Annotated in this window: 1 pseudogene; it reads left to right on the plus strand. The window is 44.3% G+C overall.

The annotated features are described in order from the left end of the window. Positions 1-797 (plus strand): annotated as a pseudogene (locus ACFIO5_RS11285) (hemagglutinin repeat-containing protein); the annotation flags it as partial.

Raw genomic sequence — 797 nt, forward strand, 5'->3', positions numbered from 1 at the left:
TTTCTTTTGATTACAGCAAAAGAAGGGGTGAAGGTTGGTCAGATTGCCAGTGGTGGCAATATTGAAATTTTTGCAGGCAACGACATCTATTATGATCAGGTCATGGGCTATGGCAGTGCAAAATTGACATCGGTATCTGGAGAGATCAGTGTTGAGAATGTGCTGTCTGCTGAGGGGGATGTGAGATTGACAGCAAACACTCTCGATTTAAGCAATAATCGTTCTCATATTTACACGCCGCAAACGCTGTATTTAATTGCAGATCATATTGATGTCTCAGAGAGCGAATTGGCTTATGGCGGTTTAGATTTTAACAGCACCAATGCCCTTGATATTCACAATGCGCGGCTACAAGCCGTGACAGATCAGGGTGGAACTGGAGATATTCTCTTTGTTGCTCCAAGCGTTATGGTTGATGAGACAACGTCTGTTTTAGCGGCACGAGATTTCGTGATCAAAACGGGGGAGCTTGGAAATAGCGGTCAATTGGCATCGGGGCAGGATTTAGTCTTTAGCGTGACGGGGGATGTGACCAACAACAAAACGGGCTTAATTTATGTGAAGGGCAATGGTGCTCTCAAAGTTGATGGAGCTTTGTTGAATGATTTTGGCACCATAATGGCAGAGGGAGATTTATCTTTCACCAATGCGGCTGGCAGCGGAAAAAGCCTTTCGCTTGTTAACAAAGCAGGCTTGATTCAAGCTGGTGGAAACTTAAATATCCAAACCAACACCCTGAAAAACGAAGCTGATAGCACGCCTGTCATCACGGAAAAAACGGAATATAGCGATATTTC

It is taken from the genome of Bartonella sp. AA86SXKL (assembly GCF_042196885.1).